Source organism: Paenibacillus xylanilyticus (assembly GCF_047246825.1).
In the GTDB taxonomy this organism is placed as follows: Bacteria; Bacillota; Bacilli; order Paenibacillales; family Paenibacillaceae; genus Paenibacillus; species Paenibacillus xylanilyticus_B.
In genome coordinates, this window is sequence record NZ_JBFOLB010000011.1 from 39,222 (window position 1) to 55,077 (window position 15,856).

General features: G+C 38.3%; 15 protein-coding genes and 1 pseudogene. 15 read left to right on the plus strand and 1 reads right to left on the minus strand.

Going from position 1 to position 15,856, the window contains the following annotated elements; genetic code table 11:
- Positions 1-252 precede the first annotated feature (252 nt).
- The 8 genes and pseudogenes from AB3N00_RS29340 (at position 253) to AB3N00_RS29375 (ending at position 8,341) form a co-directional block, all read left to right on the plus strand.
- Positions 253-561 carry a hypothetical protein gene (locus AB3N00_RS29340; RefSeq protein ID WP_413037665.1) on the plus strand — a complete coding sequence of 103 codons (309 nt, stop codon included), beginning with the start codon at positions 253-255 and terminating at the stop codon, positions 559-561.
- A gap of 323 nt (positions 562-884) precedes the next feature.
- Positions 885-1,322 (plus strand): hypothetical protein, encoded by a 438-nt coding sequence (locus AB3N00_RS29345; RefSeq protein ID WP_413037666.1) that lies wholly within the window; start codon positions 885-887, stop codon positions 1,320-1,322.
- Positions 1,323-2,143: 821 nt separating this feature from the next.
- Complete coding sequence (locus tag AB3N00_RS29350; protein WP_413037667.1) at positions 2,144-2,683, plus strand: hypothetical protein; 540 nt, start codon at positions 2,144-2,146, stop codon at positions 2,681-2,683.
- Positions 2,684-2,876: 193 nt separating this feature from the next.
- Positions 2,877-3,188 (plus strand): hypothetical protein, encoded by a 312-nt coding sequence (locus tag AB3N00_RS29355; RefSeq protein WP_183524447.1) that lies wholly within the window; start codon positions 2,877-2,879, stop codon positions 3,186-3,188.
- 472 nt (positions 3,189-3,660) lie between these two features.
- Positions 3,661-4,035: a MarR family winged helix-turn-helix transcriptional regulator gene (locus AB3N00_RS29360; protein WP_413037668.1), complete on the plus strand. Its 375-nt coding sequence runs from the start codon at positions 3,661-3,663 to the stop codon at positions 4,033-4,035.
- Between the two features lie 620 nt (positions 4,036-4,655).
- Positions 4,656-6,620 carry a GTP-binding protein gene (locus AB3N00_RS29365; protein ID WP_413037669.1) on the plus strand — a complete coding sequence of 655 codons (1,965 nt, stop codon included), beginning with the start codon at positions 4,656-4,658 and terminating at the stop codon, positions 6,618-6,620.
- A gap of 846 nt (positions 6,621-7,466) precedes the next feature.
- A pseudogene (locus AB3N00_RS29370) lies at positions 7,467-7,769 on the plus strand (GrpB family protein); the annotation flags it as partial.
- A 47-nt stretch (positions 7,770-7,816) separates the two neighbouring features.
- Positions 7,817-8,341: a DUF3841 domain-containing protein gene (locus AB3N00_RS29375; RefSeq protein ID WP_413037670.1), complete on the plus strand. Its 525-nt coding sequence runs from the start codon at positions 7,817-7,819 to the stop codon at positions 8,339-8,341.
- A gap of 885 nt (positions 8,342-9,226) precedes the next feature.
- On the opposite strand, the gene AB3N00_RS29380 is transcribed toward AB3N00_RS29375, so the two are convergent.
- Positions 9,227-9,460, minus strand: a complete 234-nt coding sequence (locus AB3N00_RS29380; protein ID WP_183524433.1) for a hypothetical protein — start codon at positions 9,458-9,460, stop codon at positions 9,227-9,229.
- A gap of 187 nt (positions 9,461-9,647) precedes the next feature.
- Between AB3N00_RS29380 and AB3N00_RS29385 the strand changes: the two genes are divergently transcribed.
- The 7 genes from AB3N00_RS29385 (at position 9,648) to AB3N00_RS29415 (ending at position 15,824) form a co-directional block, all read left to right on the plus strand.
- A complete protein-coding gene (locus tag AB3N00_RS29385; RefSeq protein ID WP_413037671.1) occupies positions 9,648-10,409 on the plus strand; it encodes a LytR/AlgR family response regulator transcription factor in 762 nt (253 codons plus the stop codon).
- Between the two features lie 737 nt (positions 10,410-11,146).
- Positions 11,147-12,097, plus strand: coding sequence for a tyrosine-type recombinase/integrase (locus AB3N00_RS29390; protein ID WP_413037672.1), 951 nt, complete (start codon positions 11,147-11,149; stop codon positions 12,095-12,097).
- A gap of 83 nt (positions 12,098-12,180) precedes the next feature.
- Positions 12,181-12,993, plus strand: coding sequence for an Rpn family recombination-promoting nuclease/putative transposase (locus tag AB3N00_RS29395; RefSeq protein ID WP_110756241.1), 813 nt, complete (start codon positions 12,181-12,183; stop codon positions 12,991-12,993).
- A gap of 304 nt (positions 12,994-13,297) precedes the next feature.
- Positions 13,298-14,032: a Fic family protein gene (locus AB3N00_RS29400; protein WP_110756243.1), complete on the plus strand. Its 735-nt coding sequence runs from the start codon at positions 13,298-13,300 to the stop codon at positions 14,030-14,032.
- A gap of 184 nt (positions 14,033-14,216) precedes the next feature.
- On the plus strand, positions 14,217-14,405 hold the full coding sequence (locus AB3N00_RS29405) for a WG repeat-containing protein (RefSeq protein ID WP_110756282.1): 189 nt from the start codon (positions 14,217-14,219) through the stop codon (positions 14,403-14,405).
- 338 nt (positions 14,406-14,743) lie between these two features.
- Positions 14,744-15,187: a hypothetical protein gene (locus tag AB3N00_RS29410; protein WP_110756245.1), complete on the plus strand. Its 444-nt coding sequence runs from the start codon at positions 14,744-14,746 to the stop codon at positions 15,185-15,187.
- 202 nt (positions 15,188-15,389) lie between these two features.
- The gene (locus tag AB3N00_RS29415) at positions 15,390-15,824 is read left to right on the plus strand and encodes a hypothetical protein (RefSeq protein WP_110756247.1); all 435 of its coding nucleotides are present in this window, start codon (positions 15,390-15,392) and stop codon (positions 15,822-15,824) included.
- The last annotated feature ends 32 nt before the right edge of the window (positions 15,825-15,856 follow it).

The window sequence follows — 15,856 nt, forward strand, 5'->3', positions numbered from 1 at the left end:
CAAAGAAGTGGAGCAATCTAGTGGTATTATCGCGAGAAGGTGGACGTATGTATAAGTCCTAATTTACATTTACACTCTCTTCAGGTATCTAATCATCTTACTCTTGGAAGAGCGTACAGCCCTTCCAAGAAAACAAACATGAGGTTCTAAAGTGAGTGATAATCTACTTGTGAAATATTCTAATAACTAATAATAATCGATGAGTACTCAATAAATAAAAAAACAAAGTAGAAGAAAGGTTGGGTGAGGGACATGAACACTATAGAAGAGATTGAAATTTCGGCTAAAGAAACAGTGAAGATGATAACGGAACGATTCTACAAAGGAGAGATAGACCAATTTCAATACATGGAGCAGATACATACGTGCTGTGCAATGATCGATGGATTCAGTGATTCATTAAAACGGTCGCGAAAGCAGGATACAGAGTTAATACTGAGATTCGTTAATCTCCGGGATGATATTACACAACCCGTTATGCAAATGGTATATGATACAATTACATCCTCTGTTCTGAATAAAGATGAAAGTGAATGCGATTATATGGTGCTTGTCGACTAACCACACAGGTAAATGGTAATATATCCATTAATTTAGCTTATCAACTGATTGTTTGACGAAAAATGTGAATTGTAGTATAAATAGATTAATACGAATTAGTTTATTTTCATTGTCACCCAATTAGACAGTGATGGAGTAATTACTAGTGTGAACTGGTACATAATATATTTGTGCTATTTAGCCATGGAGACATAGACACCGAATAGGGTGTTTTTTGTGTTTCGATGGTTTTTTAATTTTTATATCGATTTTCAATAGATACTTATACGTGTTCAACTTCTTAAGCTAACATCCGCGTTAATTACATTAAAGGGGGATATGAAATGAAGAATGAGTTGGAAATGTTAGTTATGTTTGAAGAGGATCGCGCTGAACAGAACGTGACAGCATACATCCCTTTTTTAAAACTGGGTGTTCATGGGGATACAATCGAAGAGGCTCTTATAAACGCTATGGATCTCGTTGAGATTGAGATTGAGAATGGCTGCCTTCAAGGTGTAGGTATTCAGATTGACGCACAGATTGAAACTATTCAAATTAATAACGTTGAACTAGTAGTTATGTTCGAAATTGAAATGGGATCAGCGCAGGTAACTGCCTATATTCCTGCATTAAGACTCGGGGTAAGGGGAAATACTATCGAAGAAGCACGTGTAATGGCAATTGAACTTGTGAAAATCGAATTAACAAAGAAAAAAGTAGATTTGACTGAAAAAAATGTTTTCTTCGATAAGTTAAAAGTATCGAATACAGTAGTATGAATTTTAACTGACACCATAAAACTAATTTAGTTAGGTTAGCTGAAATAACTTTATACGTTCTAATACATACAATTAACGGATTCCTGCCTTTACAGGGTTTGAAAACTTGTTTTTTATAAATTTTATTTTTGTATTATTTTTACTGTGGATGATGCCTTTGGGTATTTATAAGACTTACGATATAAAAAAGTGGACAGCCAGAAGTTAATCAGATCGGCTATCTTTTCATTAATCTAACGGGCAGGTTAGTTTGGCTAAATTGCAGCATAAATGAATTGAGGATGCATTCTGAAAAGCTCGGCAATTAGAATCTATTGCTCATATATTGACATTCGAAGTGAATTTTGGCATCATTATCTGGCAGACAAACGAATTAGAGAATTAGCCCAAATACATTGCGGCGAGCCTTTGCTTTGCAACTCAAGAAGCAGGTTGCAGACCTCGGGGATGTAGTATTTCGGGGGTCACTCTGATAGCGAAGCAACGGTTCGCTTAAAGCCAAGCAGCCTTGGGCACCTTCATTCAAACTGCATAGGTCAAAAATGGAGAAGTGAGTACTTATAGATGTTATTCATTTGAAAATCGTGTGTCAGACCTCAAGGAAAAAGGACTGCTTAAATTTGCTACACGTCTGGTGACTTTGTAGCATTTCGGAATAATAAGCCCTGTTCATTGAGAACTTCTATACGCTAGAGCTCGCTTGTTGAAATCGGAGGAACGAAAAAACCGTATAGGTTCACGATGGGAAGGCAGCCAAATTGTAAATATTAGTAGATCTTTTGGGCTTTCTTCTCATATTGTACCTTTGAGGGGGAGTATTTTTGAAAAACATACTATTATTATTTTTAATGGCAGTAGCCCTTGTGGCTTGTACTGATACCAGTACTAAAGAAACAAAAACTCAGACAGCCCAGGTGTACGAAACCAGAGTTTTGAGTGTAGAAGAACAAAAGGAAGTAGTGAAAACGTACGATGAAGGATCCAGAGAGCTACTGGAACAACTTCGGAATGCAGCTGATCAGATGCAGGTCTACATGAGCGAAAATGAAGCAGGTACATTAAACACAGCAACATTGGAAGAAAAACAACAAGAGTTTATCGATACTTTGGATAATCTAAGTTATGAAGCAGGCTATATTCTAGATATAAACGGCCTGCCTGAGGATGTTGGTAAAACGTTGGAAAACGCCAGCCTTGCATTAGCTGAGTATTTCCACAGCGAAATGGAAGCAGCAAAAATTGCTTTCAAAATGGGAACTGGCGACCAAGAAAAATATAAAAACGATTCTGAGCTAGCTTTAAAGCAAGCTGCGACCAAAATATTGGAAGTTAAAGAGATGGTAGGGTTACCATCAGAATGATAAAGACACCCAAGAGGGTATTATTATAATTTCCTGAAAGAGCCTACGGAAGAGCAATTCTGAACCACTCATAAACAAACTCAAGATGTTAGCTGTACTCTTGAAGAGAAACCCTTGATTCATATTTTATATAGGAAGTATCCTTTATTTGGATATATTACATAATTCAAATCAACTAGAAAGGATGACGGTAATGATTCTTTGGAAAGGATGGGGAATTCTCGGTATTATCTTCCCTGTGGTTGTCGCTGGTTTGCTTGCTTCTTTAGGATTTACTGATGAAAACGCACGTTGGTATTATTTTATTGGCCTTGCCTTATCAGCCATACTAATATGGTTTATTGGTAAGCATTTGAATAAAGATAAAGATGAAGTGTTTACGCATGAAAAAACAGGACAGCGGTACAAGTTAGGAAATCGCCATACACTTTTTTTTATTCCCCTGCAATACTATGCAATAGTTTATTTGATTTTAGGTATCATGCCCTTTTTTGCTTCAAATTAATTCATGTACACGTTGTTCTCTCCTTGTGAAAGATAACGTGTTTTTTATTAGGTAAGGTACCCCGGAAGGTTAACTGTTTTTCTCTCTTGGCCCCGAAGAGTTCAGGATACAACTAACGGGCAGGATAATCTCAAGGCTCATAAGAGTAATTTTAAAAGCAATAGTAGCTCATAAATTCGCCCTTTGCAAATGGGCTCCAAATCACAGTTATCGTTATATTATGTTATGTTTATCACTAGCCTCAGCTGCTATCTCAATTTCTTTTTAGAGTATGACAGTTAGTTCAAATTTTCTGAGCATCCTTTTTGACTTTTTGTCAGACTGAGCCGAGTGCAAATACAAACTAAGTGTTTTATATAATAAAATAACGATCAGAAATCTAAACGGAGTGCTGAATTTAGTGGAGAAAAAAAGAGCGAAGAGAAGAGTTGCTGATTGAAAAGGCACTCAAGTCCTCCATGTTTGATAAAATTTGGTTGACCGACTGGAATTCCCAAGAATCATTGAACCTTTCTTTGACCGAGGTAAGCATACTGGAAATGTTAGTTCTGAAGGGCAAAAGCGTGCAAAAGAATTATATGAGCCGTTGCATATTACTTCTGGAGGAATAACGGTTATATGCAACTGGTTGATTAAAAAAGATTTTACTGAAAGGACGCCAGGCGATTCGTATGATCGCCGCTTTGTTGTTCTTGAAATTAGTGATATAGGCAGAAAGGTTGTCCAAGAAGTCTTTGATATGAGATTAGAAGTATTATCTACTCATTTTGGCTCGCTGATGGATGAAGAAATCAAAGAATGGAACCAGAAATACAAGAAATTGCTTAAACAGGTTGTCTCGAGGTAGTGAATTCATATGTTAAACGAAGCAGGAAAACTGTTTCGCCTACTTTTTATGCCTGCAGACCTGCTTGGCACTTATATATGTGAAAATATCACATTTTAATACTCGTTAAACCAACGGGAAACGTTAATTGAATAATCAAGCTAGCAGCTGGTCAATGTGATTGGCTGCTTTTCTTTAAGCTAACGGGCAGGTAATGAAATATAGATCATAAAGTATACTTCTCGACATTTAGAAATAAAGGACGCGAGAGAGCGTTGGTTGTGCAAGCCCACACTGTAACTCGATTTGTACTCTAAGAAACTAAATAACCAATCGTTATTTGATGATCGACGACTGGCTGCGTTACTTAAAAGGTGTTTTGACGTTCGTGATACTCACTGTCTTGCCCTAAAGCAAGTCGTCCCAGTATCTTTCCGTTTTAATCATACTTAAACATGTCAGTTGCTTGATAATGAGTAGACTGACTGTATACAAAGGTATGTTAGAGCATGTAAAATCATTGAACACACAATCTATGCTCAATTCCACTACTTCTCTATATCAACTCCTATCCATTCTCCCGATTTCTATGCTTTAATAAAAAGAACAGTAAAAACAAGAATTGTTGAAAGTGGGATTCGATGAAGCGACTAACGATTGGCCTGTTTGCCCACGTGGATGCAGGTAAAACAACTTTTGCGGAACAGCTGCTGTATCATACGAACAGTATCCGGTCGCGAGGGCGGGTGGATCATCAGGATGCCTTTCTGGACAGCCATGACATCGAGCGTGCAAGGGGCATTACCGTGTTTGCAGATCAGGCGGTACTAGAATATAAAGGAGATAGCTACTATTTAATAGACACGCCAGGACACGTCGATTTCTCCCCGGAGATGGAGCGGGCAATTCAGGTCATTGATTATGCCATACTGATTGTAAGCGCAGTTGAAGGTGTCCAGGGCCATACGGAGACAGTCTGGCAGCTGCTACGCAAGCATCGGGTGCCAACGTTTTTCTTCATCAACAAGACGGATCGGATCGGAGCGGATGCAGGCAGAACCGAGGCGGATATCCGTCAGCAGTTGACAGGTGACGTATGTTGCATTACACAGGGCTTCGCTGACGGCATAATCGACGAATCGCTGCGTGAGACCATGGCAGAGCGGGACGAAGCTTTGCTGGAAGCATTTTTGGAGGGGATAGATGATTCTGACTTCTGGTTAGGGGCCATGCAAAGGATGACAGCGGCGGGCCTTTTCTTTCCTTGTGCTAAAGGATCTGCGCTTCAGGACACAGGCATTATTGAATTTCTGGATCAGTTACATTCGCTAACGACAACCACATATGACGAAGAGGAATTGTTCCAGGGGCGGGTTTATAAAATTCGGCATGATGCAGGTGGAGCAAGACTCACGTTCATTAAGGCACTAGGTGGTCAGTTGAAGGTGAGAGAACAGCTTAGTTATGAGAGTGACGGGGTTCAATATAACGAAAAAGTTACGCGGCTCTTCTTATTTAACGGTCTTAAATCGCAGTCAGTGGAACAAGTTGAAGCTGGCGATTTGTTTGCAGTTGCCGGATTGTCCGCCGCCGAAACCGGACAAGGCCTTGGGTCGATAACAGACAAGTTAGCTTACGATTCGGAGCCGACATTACAATCGAGGGTATTATTCGACAATTCGATACATGTACAGAAGGTGCTCGGTGCTTTCCGCACACTGGAGGCTGAGGAGCCGTCTCTCAACGTCGTTTGGGATGAGAAATTGCAAGAGATTTCTATCCGCGTCATGGGATTGATTCAACTAGAAGTGCTGGAGCAGCTTGTTAGAGAGCGGTTTGACTTTACTATCGCTTTTGGACAACCGGAAATCTTGTATAAGGAAACCATTAAATCGGCTGTGAAAGGGTATGGCCACTTCGAACCGCTCAGACATTATGCGGAAGTGCATCTGCAGATTGAACCGGGAGAAAGAGGCGCTGGCATCACGTTCGATAGCATATGCCATGCCGATGATCTGAATGTCAATTATCAGAATCTGATTCGGAATCACCTCTACGAAAGGGAGCATCACGGACTGCTGACCGGCATGCCGGTCACCGACGTGAACATCACTTTACTCAGGGGCCGGGCGCATAAAGAACATACCCATGGCGGCGATTTTCGTGAGGCTTCCTTTCGGGCACTACGACAGGGTCTGGAGAAAGCGGACAACGTGCTGCTGGAGCCCTATTACGATTTCAAAATTAAAGTCGCTATCGATGAAATGGGTAGGGTTCTATCCGATATTCAACGTGCTTCAGGTAATTTTAATCCGCCGGAGACAGTTGGAACGCAAGCGGTGGTCACGGGCAGAGTGCCCGTGTCAACTTTCATGAACTACAGTGTAGAATTTGCATCCTTTACGCATGGAAGAGGTAGCATCCGCTGTGTGTTCAGCGGCTACGACCGCTGCCATAATACGGAGGAAGTCATAGAGCAGATAGGCTACCGCAAAGGGGCGGATCCACTATATACATCTTCCTCCATCTTTTGCGCCAAGGGGGCGGGTTACTCGGTGCCTTGGGATAAGGCGGAAGCTAAGATGCACCTTGATTTAGGACCTTAAAATGATCTATAAAAAAACAAATCATCAAGAAATTATCAGGAGTGTTGAAATAATGGGACGGTCCGATCGATTGGCTCCCCACACCGGGCCGAATGACAAGAGTGTGTTTTCGCGATTGGATCCGACGTTGCCGAGATCACTAAGGTTATCTCCCGCTTCGAGAACGACGATATAGACGTCTATGCACTGAAGAAACGGACTCTCATCTTCGTCTTTCAATTAACCATAAGTTGTAGAAAGTAGTTCTCGATCAGATCTAGAAACGCCGCTGGGAGCACCCTGCCCGGCAAGATACCAAAATCCTGCTGTGATTTGACGACGCTCATACTTTCGTCCCACCTAACAATGAAAATGCCCTCTCGAAAAGGGGCTCCTTATTACTTCACGAATATGATATATATCTGAAAGATTACTTGAAGTGGTATTGATCTACAGGTCTGTTTCTACTTATCGCAAAATTCAGTGGAGGGTGATTTTTTTATGGCTTCAAATGTACAAGTCGTTCCATATGACCCCAATTAGGCTCAGTTATTTGTAAAGTTACGATACTTTGTACTACCGGTTGTGAATGATCATATTGTCACAATAGAACACGTTGGGAGTACTTCGTTTTCAGGGGTTAGCACCTAAACTAAACCGATTGTTGATAGGGTTGTGGTCGTGTCTAATCAAAATGATGTTCATATAGCCATTCAAAGACTTACAACTTTTGGCTATGCTTATGAAGGTGATTTAATGGGCAACAGGCTAGGAGGCTTTTTTCCCTCCAAGTAATGTACCTTGGCATTACTTGTATATATGCACTGTAGAAAACGCCGTATATAAACGTCACATACTGTCCGAGATTACTTAATATGCCATCCCGAGGATGCTAAAAAGCACTGTGAGTTGAAGTTAGGACTTGCACAACGATTTTATAGAGACCGAGCGGGATACACAAACGCTAAGAGTGATTTTGTGAAGGAGATCTTGAAACGAGCTGGGTCGGAAATAACTTATTCGAGGATGGTTGGATGGTATTTCTTTCAATCCTTGCCGTTACAGACGACGCGGAGAACCGATCACAAGTCATTAAGCGAACGAGAGTTTAGTAAAGTCAATATGACAGTTTCTTCAACTAAAGAGCATCATAACGAAACGGAACGATAAAGTGAAGATCTTACAAACAAGGGTTAATGTGTGGAGGTACGTCAGAAATGATTTATTGGAGCATGCAGACATTAGAGGTTTGGAAACAAGCACAAGAAAAGGGTTACCTGGAGGGGAATTCTGAACATTTATTGTTTCCAGAACAATACATATGGATGATGGAACAAATGAAAGCTAGACTACCACATTATAAAGGAGAATACCCTATCTGGCTTTGGATTAAAAAGCCGGATATGAGATCTACGGGACATTTTGAGGGAGGAACTACATGCGTAAGATTGACCATAGATCTCAATGAGAAAGATGTTCTGTTGTCCGATCTTGATAGGTGGAACATAGTACTTAACGCTGGGTTTTGCTCTGATAATGAACATGAAGCAGCTGAGTTTGAAAAAGGGGTGTTAAAATTGACGAAAGAAAAGAGCTGGGAACGGATTTTTGATTTGAAGAGAGTAGTTGATGTTAGCTGGACGGGTAATGGAGAATGGCTACAAGGAACAACGGGACGAATCGACCTAGATAAGGTGATGAGAGTGGAGCAATTTACTACCCGCAAATCGAAATTATTTTAAGATCAAGTTGTTGAACTGATATTATGGTCATTGTAATCGGATGCATTTAATTAAAAATACTCATACTTCCTTATCATTTTAGGGTGGACTGAGATATCACAGACAATATAGAAGAAGGAGGGCATATAGTTATTGCTCGCTCCTTCTTTTATTTTGTTTTACAGATGGCCTAGGTAGTATGAAGGATACCGCCGTTTTTTAAAATAAAAAATTCACTGTAAGTAATCACCAAGGGTTTCCAATATGTAATTAACCGTTCTGAATCTATTAAGCTAAGTGAAGCAATGGAATTAATTGTGTTGTGTTGAATAACAAATAAGGCAGAGACAGAGCTTAAAGCCATGCAGCTTTCATGCGCGATTGCTCGTTAAAACTGAATCAATGCACGAACTCTAGATTATAGCTCTATCACTTCAAACGTTTTAAAAAATATCATTAGTATCCGTAAGAAAGCAGGCCTAATTATTGCTGTAATCATCAATAAAGGTAGGTAAATTTGTATAACTTTACACAAGCATATAAATCGGACATTTCATGCGTCATGATATCCGCAACAGCCAGATTCCACTGGTTATAATCAATATGTTTAAGTGCTTCATTAGCTCTATTTATTGCTGCAACCTCATAGTTGTTCATCTCCAGCAATGAATTTATTCCCTTCGATTGATAGCATCATCATCCACCTATAAGGATAGACTCTGTGACACGTAAGAGCTCCAATTAAAGAGGATGTTATGAAAATATAAAATTAGGACTGTTACTGTAGTAATAAACAGTAGATTAAAACAGGTACAATGGGCATTCTCTGTTGAGTTGCCTTTTTTTAATGCCAAAATCAGCTACTACTTTATTGGTGACTGGGAGCTGGCTATATTTCTGTTTCATTTAGACTGCTGTTAATGGAAGGGGAGAATCTAATTGTAAAGAAACAAATTTAGAAGAGAACCTCTTGACGTTCTTTGACTTTTGAAATTCTAACTTGATAAGTTCCTTAATACATTCAAGGGCTTCAGTTTCATTATCCCCAACGACGCTCAAACGAAATTCTGGAGCGTATGCACTGACATTATTAGATGAATAGTCCTCCTCAACCAAAATAATAAACTTCATGTTTTTCATATATAGTCCCTCCGTGAATAGTGTATGAATTTCTCTTTCTAGTTAAAATGAACTACTCTTAGTACGATTATATACCTTATAGGAAGGGAATGAGATTGGTATGGCTTATATGGACGATTGTTGAACTTAAATGGAGAAAAATATGTCGAATAACAATGGGGAATAAATGGATTTGGGAGGAATAATTTTGTTGAAAAAGAATTTAACTGCTATTATAGCTGAAGATAACATCAATGACAGAGAGAAAATGGAGAAATATGCCAAAGGGTTAGGAATAACTATCTTGTGCTCTGTTGCTTCAGGCGAATGGCTAATCGATGAGTGTGTCTTTTACAAGCCGGACGTGGTCTTCCTAAAAAATGATCTAAATGGGACACCGGGATTAACGGCTTTCGAAAAACTTATGGATTATGGAATAACAATGCCGTATCTTATTATATTTGCAGATAAGCTAAATGCGGAGTTAATGCTTGCAGGACTTCAATTGGACTGTCTATATTTTCTTAATAAACCACTAAAGCTTAATCAGATGTCTAAAGCTATACATAAGGTTAGAATAGCAATGGAAAGGGATTTGAGAATTGCTAATGGCTCTCCTGGACGAATTATACACCTAAGATCAAATTATAAGACTTTTTATGTGAATGAGCTCAACTTGATTTACGCTCACAAGCTAAAAGGGGCTCACAGGACGATCGTCTTTATTGACGGTAATGAAAACGAAATTACAACTAGCAGTTCACTTAAAGAGATCTTGAGTCAGTGTTCAAATAGTTTGATCATGCCTAATCAATCGAACATTATCAATATGAAATATGTAAAACAAGTATATGCTAGCGAAATGTCGCTTGGGAATTATATCATACAGTTACACAACAACATCGAGATCGATCTTCCGCGTCGGAACAGGAGAATGTTTGAAGAAGCGTTTGCGAACTATAATCGTTAACTACCCTCTTGTATTTATAAAGAGGAAGCCGTTGCATTGAATATAACTGTAATTAAACGAGTGAAAATTTTGAAGCAAGCCTTCCTATGGTGAAGGAAAAAGTACGTTTAGGCTGAAAAATCGTTTCAATCGGCATAAGTGTCGACTAAAGATTTCTCGCATTTGTTATGGTAGTTAATGAAATAGAAGCAAACAGCCTGTCATTAGGTAAAATTATTCTAATTAGAGACTGTAATATGAAGCATAAAACTTGATGATTTTGAGTATAATGTTACTGTAGAAGTTGCTAGTAAGAGAACTACCCGGTCCTCAGGCCAAAGGGTGGTTCTTTTGCTTTTTATACGAGTTTACTTAAAATCTTAAGATTATGAACATATTATATATTATGTAAACTAAAATCTCCTTCTTACATATACCTACTATTCCCATGAGAGAAAAATATTTTTTTGTCCAGGATGGATAAATAAGGAATACCTTTTCGAATAAATAGTGTATGCGGAAATGTTCTCTACTTGAGGAACATATGTGCTATAATTAAGTACGCCAAACATGAATTTGACGCACTTTAATTTTTAATAGATTTTAGTATATGAAGTAGACTCGTTATAGGCGAACTTTCTTCGTAAAATGACCTTTTATTTCAATTAATCATATTAAATGGATGTACTTGTTTTGGAAAATTGATTAACGAATATTTTTATCAAAATTAGTCTTAATACGAGACCGGAGTGAGCGAAATGCGTAACCGATATGAACTCGAGGATTTGTATAGTGAACAAATCCGGGCTTTTCGAATTTATCTAAAACAATCCGGATATACAGCATCAACTCAGAAAGAGTATATGAGAGAAAGCCTGATCTTTTTAGACTCGTTAAATGGATCTCTACCCCAAGATGCAGGGAAATTGCATATTATGGAGTTTCTAAGTGACAAGCAGGGTTCTACTGGTGATAAGACTCGTAATAGGTCTCTTTCAGCCATTCGAACATTCTATATGGCTCTGATTGATTTTGAACTTGCATCAAAAAATCCGGCAGCTGAAGTGAAAAAATCTAAAACTGAAAAAAATAAGAAACCGATCTACCTAGAGGAAGAGGATCTATCTGAGAGCCTTAAATATATTGAAGGACGCTATAAGAACAGAAACATCGCGATATTTTTACTTATGGCCTATTGTGGCTTGCGTGTAGGGGAAGTCCACAGGCTAAATTTAAAGGATCTGAAAAAAACTAGAGGAACGATAGAAGTGTTTGGGAAAGGTCGAAAGTGGAATGAGATACCTGTACCAGACGTATTACTGAACTATCTACTGGAGGTAGAAAAGGAGAGGATTTCTCCTTACAGACTTCAGGAAGAAGCGTTCTTTGTATCTCAAAAAGGACGAAGACTATCTATTAGGCAGATACAGAAAATCGTCAATCTCACATTTGAAGCGTTCAAGAAGAGCAATCCGAATGTTAGTGATATGAAACTTTCATGCCACAAATTAAGGCACTCTTTTGCTACCATGTTACTGAAAAATGATGTAGATATACGCGTTGTGAAGGAACTTATGGGGCATTCTTCGATTGAAACAACTATGATTTATACGCACGTTAATGATGAACAAAAGAAAAGAGCTATGGCAACCGTAAATGTTCCCTTGAACGCAATAGGTGAATACAAACCTTATGCTGGCCAAGCATAAATAGGTTGATACCTGCATGAATATTGCTTTGAACGCTTTGATTTTTGGTATAATGGAAGTGTATAGAGAATGGAGTTGCTGTTATGGAATTGCTTGATCCCAGAGTAGATTTTGTCTTCAAACGTATCTTTGGCAGTGAAAATAATAAAGATGTATTACTGGCATTTCTGAATCGAGTCCTTACTGAAGCAGGAGATCCACCACTTACAGAGATCATCCTGATGAATCCTTACACGGACAAAGATGACCCGCTCGATAAGCAATCCATCTTTGATGTTTATGCTAAAACCTCAGAGGGAAAACTGATTGATATTGAAATGCAGCTATTTAATAAGTACGATATTGAGAAAAGAACGTTATTTTATTGGAGTAAACGCTATTCCAGTCAACTTCATGAGGGAGAGAAGTACCAGGAGTTGAAAAAATGCGTCACAATTAATATCCTGAACTATGCTTTTTTAGCCAATGATGATTACCATAGTACATTTCATCTTAGAGAAGACCGGACAGGTTTAACCTTAATTGACGATATCGAGATTCATTTTCTAGAATTACCTAAGTTAGACGACGTTATTCCGTCACAAGGTGGTCTTGAGAACTGGTTGTTGTTTCTGAAAGGTGTGGATACTACACATTGGGAGGTGCTGAAGATGAATGAACCAGGATTAGAGAAGGCTATGGATACCTTGCAATTTTTGAGCCAGGATTCCGAAGCCCGTCGCTTGTATGAAGCGCGTCAGAAATATTTGCATGATGAAGCGTCAATGCTCGAAGGAGCTCGAAAAGCGGGTATCACTGAAGTTGCCAAAAATATGTTAGATTTGAATTTGGATATATCCACGATCGCCAAGGCAACTGGATTGACTGAACAGGAAATCAATCAATTAAAGAGATAAATACCTTTATTACGAGTCGCTAAATTAGCGACTTTTTTATAAGAAAGGAAATTACTTTTCACTCCAGTTGTGGAAACAGGAAAGATTACAATCTTGTCTTGTTAGGGATGGGACAGTTGTAATGAACGTTAAAATGAATATGTCTTATCTCCTGTATCCACTCGGGGGATTAAAGGAACTAAACTGAGCAAGCTAAGGGAATTGCTTAGCCGATGCTTGGTCTTGGTCGAAGTTAGTAATGTACAGAATATGATTCGAGATTTTGATAAAATAACATCATAACTGTGTAGGAAGGAAAAAGGCCATGTTTGAAGAGATTGATGCTTTGCGTAAAGAAGTAGATAATAAACGACCACTTCAGCCAGATTTGATGAATATTATTACTCAAAAATTTCGTGAAGAATGGACATATCACTCTAACGCAATAGAGGGTAATACATTTACTTATAGAGAAACAGCATTTTTTCTAAGAGAAGGTTTAACTGTAAAAGGAAAATCACTCAGAGAACATCTTGAAATCGTGAATCATGCTGAGGCGATTGATTACTTACAGGAAGTTATCAAAGATAGGGATATTACAGGACGTCTCATTAAAGATCTGCATGCGATTCTGTTCCAAGGGGTTAGGGACATTACCTTCTCTCCAGGTGACTATAAGAAGGAAGATAATCATGTATTGACGATCTCAGGTGAAATCCATCAGTACACACCGGCTATTCATGTTTCAGTAGAGATGGAAGAATTGATAAAATGGTACGATACTCAGAAGACGAAAATGCACTCTATAGAGTTAGCAGCAAAATTTCATCACCGACTTGTGGCAATCCATCCTTTTACAGATGGGAATGGCAGAGTTAGTAGACTTGCTATGAACTTAATTTTAATGAAAAAGGGCTTTCCACCAGCTATCATTCGAAACGAGAATCGTGAGGAGTATTACACAGCTTTAGAACAAGGTGATAAGGGGGATCTTCAGCCCATTATAGATCTCGTTGCAACAGAAGTGAAACACAATCTAGAGCTGATTTTGTCAGTCTAAGTATTGAAATGCATCGTATGAATTTTGTTGAGATTTACACTCCCAAAAAAGTTCTATACGATGCTTTTTATTTTTGCAGGTTTACTTTTCCATAAACAATTTGTTGTTTATTCTTTTAGGAAACTTTGAGGGTAATTATACAGATGTTGAAGCCTTTTCAGAGGGCCTGGAGCAGTGAAGATCAATAAGGGGATATGTTTCAGATCAGGGGGATATCAAGCTAACTGCCCAGTACGAAGAAGCCAAACCTTTTCAAAAGGGAAGTGCCATCATTCGTAAGAACTGCAAGTATGCATTGATTGGACAACTTGGTGAAGCAATTTTGCCTATCAAATACGATGAGAATATACCACTTATCGAGCGAGACAATTAACCAAAAAAAGAGGTAACTTGGAGGCAATTAATGTCTAATCATCAGGTAGATATCACTTATAAATATCCGAATCATCAAAATATCTAGAGCAAATTAAAATTGTGATTAAAGCGGAGAAATAGATGGACGGTCTCATGTTCAGCGAGGTATTCATACATATTCTATTGGAGGAGCATCAGTTTTGACATATTTATCTTAATTGGAATCTAATAGTGATATCAATCTTAATTTATCGGATTTATACAAGAAAATGGTTTTAATTCTGAAATAATAGATATTTCATGATTTAGATGCTGAAAGGATTAAAAGATGATAATTAATAGGTGGGAGGTGAACATATGAAGAAGGTTTCGGTAAATAATTTGTTTATTTATTTGGGGTTCTTAGTAATTGTGAGCTTATTTTTTATATTTGGGTTAAAATATCAACACCACTTACAAATAGAAGCACGCACGACGTATCAACCTATAACTAGTGTTGTCTTTTCTGTATTTTTTCCGATTTTCTTTGGATTATTACTCGGTTTATTAAGATTCTTTGAATTACTTCGGAAGTCTGGAGAATGGAAAATTAATTGGATTAAGCTCTGTATATTCGGCTTACCTTCGCTCTATGTCTCCTTATTTCCAATATTATTCTGGTCCGGTCTATCTATTTCTTATGATGATTTTCCTTTGGGCTCACTTTTGGTCAGTTCAGGAACAACACCATTTACTATAAGCGGTCTAATATTCGGATTTTTATTATTTTACGTAATCGAAAGGAAAATCAAAGAAAGTTAGAATCGATAATTTCTGTTATTCACTAAAAAGGGGGTTCAGCGTAGTGAATCAGCGTTCATCAACCAGCGGAAACGTTAGCTCAATAAAAGCAAGGGGCAGCCAATCAATATGATCGGCTGCCTTTGTTCAACTAACGGGCAGGATAGTTTAACAAATAAGTCGAAGAGTTAAGAGGGATTAGCCTTGCTTAAGGAGGAAAGAGATGACGTTGAATTATAAAAACGTTGTTCACGAAATGCGTCGGCTATTGCCGGTATTAAATAATCTATACATAAAAGAGCTAAATGAACTATGGAAAGAAGAGGGGGAGGTTCCACCTCACGTTGCATTTGGCAATATACTGAATCCGTATTTAATCAACCTACTCCAAGTAAATCATGAATTAACCAAAAGTGAGGAAAAACTACTTCTTATAATTTTTGGGTTTATTGAACAAATGGCTTTAAGTAATGATGATGATGTTCGAAATGTTGTAAGTGTAACAGTGATGGCTCGGCTAGGCGACGATACAACAGTTTTGACTAACGCCTTGAAATATCTAGGGGAACAAACAAAAGTACTGTCTAAAGAAATTGAGTCCAGTTATAGAAGAAGTGGCAATCTAAAGATTCTAGATTCAACTTTCGTGAAACGTTAGTGAGGAATAGCATGGAGCAGTTAGATAGAATA